Consider the following 1,360-nt stretch of genomic DNA (forward strand, 5'->3'; position numbering starts at 1 on the left):
GGGAGTGTCAGAAATTTTGTGTTCGGGCATAACATGAGTAAGAGGTGCATGTATGCCAACCAAAAAGAAACCCCTGCGTGACCTGCCCAAAATCCCCAAAGAGCTGCTTGAGCAGTTTGGTGAGGGGCTGATGACAGCGGAAGCCATCGAGGACGCCTCGGCAGCGTTCAAGAAGGCCCTGATTGAACGAGCCTTGACCGCTGAACTCGGCCACCACTTGGGCTATCCCCCGGGCGCGCAGCGCCCGGAGGATGAAACTAATCAGCGCAATGGCAAGAGTGGAAAAACCGTTTTGACCGGAGATGGTCCGCTGCGGCTGGATATCCCACGCGACCGGGATGGCAGTTTTTCGCCCATTTTGATCCCCAAACACGAGCGCCGTTACACCGGTTTCGACGACAAGATCATCGCCATGTACGCCCGGGGCATGACGGTTCGCGAGATCAGAGCGTTTCTCCTGGAACAGTACGGCACAGATGTTTCGCACGACTTCATCAGCTCAGTCACCGACGCGGTGATGGAAGAGATCGGCGCTTGGCAGCAACGACCGCTTGAGCCGATGTACCCGGTCATCTTCTTCGACGCGCTGCGGGTCAAAATCAGGGAAGAAGGACTGGTCCGCAATAAGGCCATCTACTTGGCCTTGGGCGTATTACCGGACGGAACCCGCGATATCCTGGGCATCTGGATCGAGACAACGGAAGGCGCCAAGTTCTGGATGAAGGTCTTCAATGACCTCAAGACCCGCGGCGTCGAAGACGTGCTGATCGCCGTGACCGATGGTCTCAAAGGCATGCCAGAAGCCCTCAGCGCGGTGTTTCCTGAGACGACGCTGCAAACCTGCATCGTGCATCTGATCCGCAACAGCCTCGACTATGCAGCGTGGGACAAACGCCGGGAACTGGCCAAGGCGCTCAAACCGATCTACCAGGCGATTAACGCCGAGGCCGCCGAAGTGGCTTTGGACTCGTTCGAAAATGGAGCCTGGGGCAAACAGTATCCAACCGTCGTGGCTGCCTGGCGACGCGCCTGGGATCGAGTCGTCCCATTTTTTGTTTTCCCACCGGCCATTCGAAAAGTGATCTACACGACCAATGCAATCGAAAGCATCAACGCTCAACTGCGCAAGATCATTAAAACGAGAGGACACTTCCCAACCGATGACGCTGCAATCAAATTAATCTGGCTGGGCTTGCGCAATATCACGGCGAACTGGGGCAGTGCGGCCCACGACTGGAAAAGTGCCATGAATCAATTCGCGATCCTGTACGGGGACCGGTTCATCAGGCCGACGTGGTAAATGAAGGTCTGCCTAACGGCAGGCCGTTACCGGCCCGCACACAAAAAACCTGACACTCCC

1 protein-coding gene is annotated in these 1,360 nt (G+C 56.6%); it reads left to right on the top strand.

The window, feature by feature from the left end:
- Positions 1 to 52: 52 nt before the first annotated feature.
- Complete coding sequence (locus tag BM321_RS29225) at positions 53 to 1,300, top strand: IS256 family transposase (protein ID WP_092446473.1); 1,248 nt, start codon at positions 53 to 55, stop codon at positions 1,298 to 1,300.
- Positions 1,301 to 1,360 lie beyond the last annotated feature (60 nt).

Origin of the sequence: Pseudomonas sp. NFIX10 (genome assembly GCF_900111955.1) — a bacterium.
Taxonomy (GTDB): Bacteria; Pseudomonadota; Gammaproteobacteria; order Pseudomonadales; family Pseudomonadaceae; genus Aquipseudomonas; species Aquipseudomonas fluorescens_AA.

What these genes read in the sequence shown, in the direction of transcription:
- BM321_RS29225 (WP_092446473.1), top strand. Translation starts at nt 53, where the DNA reads ATGCCAACCAAAAAGAAACCCCTGCGTGACCTGCCCAAAATCCCCAAA.